The following is a 6,279-nucleotide window of genomic DNA, read 5'->3' on the forward strand; positions in this document are numbered from 1 at the left end:
TCCCGCCTTTCTAAAAAAATAAGAATCCACCTTTAAACCATGGATTCCCATTCTAAAGATAGATTCCTTATTTTACTCGAGTAAGCTAAAAGAAAACTAAAACTAAGACAAGCGTTCTTCCAAAACAAAATCAATCGGCAGTGTAGCCAAAAACCGTTCCAATTGTTTTTCCCAATAATACCACTCGTGGGTTCCTGCACTATGGCTATAGTTCACATCAAAACCAAGCTTTTTGAGGTTCTTCACCGCTAGGTTATTAGCAGCATACAAGAAATCTTGCTCGCCACACCAAACCCAGAGCTTGGTCTTCTTGTCTGACTTTTTAGCAAGGGTTTCAAGTGAATAAGGACTAGTTTCCCAGTTATCAAGCTTGCCAAAAACTCCTCGCCAGTAAGCTTTTGTTCCAAGATCTTGACTTTCTGGAGAAAACTCTTCGAAACTAAGAGCACCAGAAAAACTAGCTGCGTGTGAGAAACGATTGGTTGACAAAGCCAACTTGAAGGAACCGTAGCCTCCCATTGATAGACCAGCGATAAAAGTCTTTTCACGCTTGCTAGACATATTAGGGAAGAAACGTTTGAGCACTTTAGGCAGTTCTTCTGCTAGAGCTGTATAGTAGTTATATCCATACTGAGTATCTGTATACCAACCGTTACTTGTATTAGGCATGACAATAATCAGATTGGTCCCTCGCACCAAGCGCTCTACATTGGTCCGTTTGAGCCAACTATTGTGATTCCCTGACATCCCATGAAGGAGATAAAGAACAGGAATATCTGTAGAATCTGGCTCCTCAACCCGAGACGCATCAGGGTAGAGAACATTCACTCCCCACTCCATATCTAAAACTTCTGAGTAATACTCAATCTTCATTACTGCCATAACTTGCTCCTTATTCGTTTAAGATAAGAAAAAGCCGAAACTCGACTTTCTCTACTACTATTTAATCCTTATTTTGCTTCCATGACTACTGGTAAGATAGCTGGACGACGCTTGGTTTGGTCAAAGAGGAACTTGGCCAAATGATCACGTACCTTACCTTTGAGCTCTGCCCAGTCAAAATCTTCACCTTGGAGGTAGTCTTCAACTGTTTGATTCACCAACTCTGTACTTTCACGTAAGATATCACGGCTCTTCTTGAGATAGACAAATCCACGCGTGTGCACTCGAGCTCTAGCAATGATTTTTTTCTCACGACGGTTAACAGTGATAGCCACGATGAAAATACCATCTTCTGACAAGACCTTACGGTCACGAAGGACGACATTACCGACATCTCCGATGGCATTCCCATCAATCAAGACATCGCCTGCTGTAACTGCACCAGATGGAACAAAGTCCCCATGCTCGTAAGACATAGTTGTTCCCTTTTTAGGGATAAAAATCCGTTCCGGCAACATACCAACTGCCATAGCAGCCTTGGCATGGGCATCCAACTCACGGTATTCTCCTTGGATTGGGAAGAGATATTTAGGTTGCAAGAGATTGATCATCAATTGCAAATCACGCGCATTCCCATGTCCTGACACACGCAAGCTATGAGTAATTGGCTTGACAACTCCACCTGCTTGGTAGACCATATTTTCTACACGTGCCATCACTGCTTCCTTGGCGATTGATGGTGTTGTAACGATATAAACTAGGTCACCTTCTTTGATTTCAACATAACGGTGACGACCGATAGACATCTTGCGTAGGCCGTTAATCGGTTCACCCATACGTCCAGTTTCAAGGATAATTAATTCGTGATCTTCAAAACGAGACATATCTTTTGGCTTAATCAAAAGATTTTCACTTGCTAGAGACAATTTTTTCAAGCGAATCGCTGTACGGACGATATTTTCAATGTCAAATCCTGTCAAAACAACACGGCGCCCTGTCTCCGCAGCCGCATCAAAAACTTGCTGGATACGAGAAAGGTTACTTGCAACTGCAGCAACGATGATACGGCCATCCCAGTCAGAAATGGTTTGCGTGATTTCTACACCAACTTCATTTTCACTTGCTACTTGGATATTGCTATCTGCATTTGCTGAGTCACTAAGCAAAGCCAAGACCCCTTCACGACCAATCTCTGCCAATCGACCGAAGTCAGTAGCATAGGATTCACTAGCCGTTTGGTCAAACTTGAAATCCCCTGTGTAAACAACATTTCCTTCAGACGTTTTTAAGACCACACCCAAACTTTCTGGGATAGAGTGAGTTGTACGGAAGAAGGATACTACCGTTCCACCAAAATCAATCTCTGTATTTTCGTCAATGACATGGAAATCATCAAATTTCTTGACGCTGTCATTTCCCTTAACGAATAGTTTGGCCAGTTCGATAGTCAACTCTGAGCCAAATACAGGAACCTTAGCTTCTGCCAAGAGATAAGGGAGGGCGCCAATCGCATCCGCATGCCCGTGTGTTAAGAAAACCCCAGCAATACGATCGCTATTTTCAAACAGATAGTCCATGTTGGGAATAACGACATCGACACCCAACTGTTCATTTTCAGGGTATTTCAAACCTGCATCCAATACAAAAATCGAGTCGTTAATCTCTGCGATGTACATGTTCTTACCATTCTCACGTACACCCCCAAGTGTTGTTAATTTAATAGTATTCATTTTTCCTCCGAATAGTCACTTCAACTGTTTGTAGAGCTTTAAAAGCTCTCTTTTTCCGAAAGTCCAATTCACTTTCAGCCGAATCTTTTCCATTCATTATACCATTTTTTTACTAATTTTCAAAATGAATCTTACAGATAATCGCACTTCAACTATCTCTTTCCGTTCAATAACGGACAAAGCAGCACTAATAAGAGGATCAAATGATACAATTGGCGCTCCCATCCTGTCTAATCTTCAAATAAGTCAGCAACATTATAAAGCACTTCGCAGTCACAGTAGGCTCCATTTGCTTCTAAAAATCCCAAAATCACTTCAACTTCTAAATCACGCCCTTTTAGAAAGGATATAGTCAAGGTAAAATCAGCAGGACAAGTCAGCGACTCTAACTCCTGATCCAAAAAATCAAACAAATCTAAAAAAATCTCCCTTGTTATCGGTAAACTAGCTTCAAATTCTTTCTTCTGTTGCTGCTTATACTCTGCCAGTAATTTCTTTTTCTTCTCTTTATCCATCTTCTACTCCAACTAACTTCTCTGGGACTATTGAAACTAATACTCAATGAAAATCAAAGAGCAAACTAGGAAGCTAGCCGCAGGTTGCTCAAAACACCGTTTTGAGGTTGTGGATAGAACTGACGAAGTCAGTAACACATATACGGTAAGGCGACGCTGACGTGGTTTGAAAAGATTTTCGAAGAGTATAACTTTCTTCAACAAGATTCAACAGTCCTTCACTCCTCTCATTATAGCACTAAATTCCTTTCATTGATGTAGTTTTTGATAGCAAAAAAAGAGTCAGCAAGCCAACTCTTTCAATCTCTATTCACTTTTTTCCATCAAGAAATCATAGATTTCTTGGACTGTTCCAAGCGCCATTATCTCTTGCTCTTTAACAGTTTGTTTCAGTTTTTGATAAATCTGACTTTGAGCAATATCACGCTTTTCAGCCTCTTTATTTACCCTCATGACTCCATTTTCAATGGTCACAAAGCCAAGCTCTTCAAATATCTGAATCATTTTGACTAATAGGATTTGCTCAATCTTGAGATAGGCCGCCAAATCCTTGAGTTTATAGCGAATGTCAAACTCTGGGAACTGATAGATGGTTTTATACAATTTTGCAAACTGCTCTCTTGTGCCATAGCCCGTCAAGTAGTAAGCCTTAGCTATATCATTTTTAAAGTAAAGAGCTGAAAACTCCTGCTCCTGACAGATTTTCTTAAGAAGGGATATATCCTCAGGGATATTCTTCACAACAATAGCTGAACAAGAAGTCACATCAGGTAACTCTTGCGTAAAGTCCAAAACAGGTACACCTTCTGGCAACAGGGCATTCTTACCACGGATGTTAAAGAGCTGGACACCTTCTACACGGGCGTCAACCATCATCAACTGCAAGGTTGTTTGACCATTCCACTGGTTGACAGAGAGAGTCACTGCTAGTTCCAGTTGCTTGGTCTGTGAGAATTCAGTCGCCCATTTCCCTTGACCAAAAGCGACCACCTCAAAACTAGCCTCACCTTTGGAAATTTTCAGCTTGAGATGAGCATTATCAGTCCCCATAACGCGAGCATTTTCAACTTGAAAATCTCGAATATAGAAGACAGGTTTTTGGTTATCCATCCCAAAAGGAGCTAGACGTTCAAAACTTTTCACCGTCTCCAGACTCAAGGTCTCTAAATCCAGTTCTTCATCTAAAAATAGATTGTTTTTACCTTGGACATCTGCGCCTTTTTCTCGGATATAGGCTTCCAAAAGATCAGACAAGACTTCCAACTTATCCGCTTCAAGGGTCATACCTGCAGCGCCTGCGTGACCACCAAAGGCGATAAACAGTTCTCGATGCGGGTCCAAAGCTTCAAAAATATCAACCGCTTCTATGCTTCGAGCACTTCCCTTGGCGCGTCCATCTTCGATATTTAGCACAATAACTGTCTGACCTAGTTCTTCCAACAAGCGTCCAGCTACAATTCCAAGAACCCCTGGATTCCAGCCTTCTTTAGCCAAAACTTGAACACTTTTATCAGGATCCACCATGCCCTTGGCTTCATCGTAAATGGACTGAACAACTTCCTTACGTTCTTCATTCTTTTGATGAATCAAAAGGGCGATTTCATGCACTTCCTCGTCGTCAAATCCAGTCAACAAATCAATAGCTGGATTGGGATCATCCAAACGTCCTAGAGCATTTAAACGCGGTGCTAACTGAAAACCAACTGTCTCTTCTGTCACATCACTACTCGAAATCCCAGCGATTTCAAACATTTCTTGCAATCCCATTCGCTGAGTATTGCGCAAGACCTCAAGACCATATTGGACCATGATACGATTTTCGTCCGTCAAGCTGACCATGTCGGCAATTGTCCCAATTGCAACCAAGTCTAACAAATCAACCTGTACTTCTTCCAAAAGGGCACAAGCCAACTTAAAAGCGACCCCACAACCTGCCAAATGCTTGAAAGGATAGTCCGCCCCTGGATGTTCAGGATGGATAATAGCATAGGCATCTGGTAAAACCTCAGGCATAGAATGGTGGTCAGTCACAATGACGTCCACTCCCATAGACTGAGCCAAATCAATGGCTTCATGCCCCGCCACACCATTGTCCACCGTCACAATCAAAGACACACCCTGCTGTTCGATAAAATATTTGTAGACACTGGCATTTGGACCATAACCATCCGTAAAGCGATTGGGAAGATAGACCAGGCACTCAGCACCCAACTGTTCTAAACTTTCCTTGACAATGGAAGCCGAAGTCATCCCATCCGCATCGTAGTCCCCGTAAATAAGAATCAGTTCCCCTTGCTGAATAGCATGGCGAATCCGCTCCACTGCCTTTTCCATATCATTTAAAAGGTAGGGATCATGCAAATCCTCCAAAGAAGGTTCTAAAAATTTTTTCAGACTGGGCTCATCCTTGATGCCTCGTTCAAATAACAAACGAGCTACTTCAGGGCCCAAACCAGCTTTCTTAGCTATCTTTGTAAAATCCGCATCCTCAACTTGCGGAGCGAATTGCCAATTATAAGTAGGAATTATCAAAAAAATCATCCACTCTTTCTTACGATTCTATCTTTTTATTATAACATGATTTCCAGTTTTTCTCTTGATTTTCTTACTAAGTTAATGACTCTTCATCGCTCTAAGCACCCACTTATAAAACATATACATACCAAAGTCTCTTTCCATTTGTTTACTTGACTTTTGCAATTTCCCCTCAGATAAGGTATAATAATTGTATTGTCTTTTGGGGTCGTTACGGATTCGACAGGCATTATGAGGCATATTTTGCGACTCGTGTGGCGACGTAAACGCTCAGTTAAATATAACTGCAAAAAATAACACTTCTTACGCTCTAGCTGCCTAAAAACCAGCAGGCGTGACCCGATTTGGATTGCTCGTGTCCAATGACAGGTCTTATTATTAGCGAGATACGATCAAACTTTGTCTAGCAGTTTGATAAGAGATTTATAGACTCGCAGTTCCTAGGCTTGAGTTATGTGTCGAGGAGCTGTTAAAACAATACATAACCTATGGTTGTAGACAAATATGTTAGCAGGTGTTTGGACGTGGGTTCGACTCCCACCGGCTCCATTATATTTTGGCTCTTTGTCAACTGTAGTGGGTTGAATAAAAGCTAACATCTGGAGAGGACAATTGTT

Annotated in this window: 4 protein-coding genes and 1 other RNA gene; 1 reads left to right on the plus strand and 4 read right to left on the minus strand. The window is 41.6% G+C overall.

Annotation, left to right across the window (positions count from 1 at the left end; genetic code table 11):
- Positions 1 to 102 precede the first annotated feature (102 nt).
- From ADH81_RS04885 to recJ, 4 genes are all read right to left on the minus strand, one after another.
- Entirely contained in the window at positions 103 to 882 is a 780-nt protein-coding gene (locus ADH81_RS04885; protein WP_049526916.1) for an alpha/beta hydrolase, read from the minus strand.
- Between the two features lie 68 nt (positions 883 to 950).
- Positions 951 to 2,612 (minus strand): ribonuclease J, encoded by a 1,662-nt coding sequence (locus ADH81_RS04890; protein WP_049526917.1) that lies wholly within the window; start codon positions 2,610 to 2,612, stop codon positions 951 to 953.
- Positions 2,613 to 2,842: 230 nt separating this feature from the next.
- Positions 2,843 to 3,127, minus strand: coding sequence for a DUF2695 domain-containing protein (locus ADH81_RS04895; RefSeq protein WP_049526919.1), 285 nt, complete (start codon positions 3,125 to 3,127; stop codon positions 2,843 to 2,845).
- Positions 3,128 to 3,433: 306 nt separating this feature from the next.
- On the minus strand, positions 3,434 to 5,659 hold the full coding sequence (gene recJ, locus ADH81_RS04905) for a single-stranded-DNA-specific exonuclease RecJ (protein ID WP_049526923.1): 2,226 nt from the start codon (positions 5,657 to 5,659) through the stop codon (positions 3,434 to 3,436).
- Between the two features lie 207 nt (positions 5,660 to 5,866).
- Here recJ and ssrA point away from each other — a divergent pair.
- Positions 5,867 to 6,214, plus strand: a transfer-messenger RNA (tmRNA) gene (ssrA, locus tag ADH81_RS10500).
- Positions 6,215 to 6,279: the final 65 nt, after the last annotated feature.

The sequence above is a fragment of the Streptococcus pseudopneumoniae genome (genome assembly GCF_001072925.1).
Taxonomy (GTDB): domain Bacteria; phylum Bacillota; class Bacilli; order Lactobacillales; family Streptococcaceae; genus Streptococcus; species Streptococcus pseudopneumoniae_Q.

Coding starts and splice junctions, on each gene's coding strand:
- ADH81_RS04885 (WP_049526916.1), bottom strand. CDS start 882: ATGGCAGTAATGAAGATTGAGTATTACTCAGAAGTTTTAGATATGGAG.
- ADH81_RS04890 (WP_049526917.1), bottom strand. CDS start 2,612: ATGAATACTATTAAATTAACAACACTTGGGGGTGTACGTGAGAATGGT.
- ADH81_RS04895 (WP_049526919.1), bottom strand. CDS start 3,127: ATGGATAAAGAGAAGAAAAAGAAATTACTGGCAGAGTATAAGCAGCAA.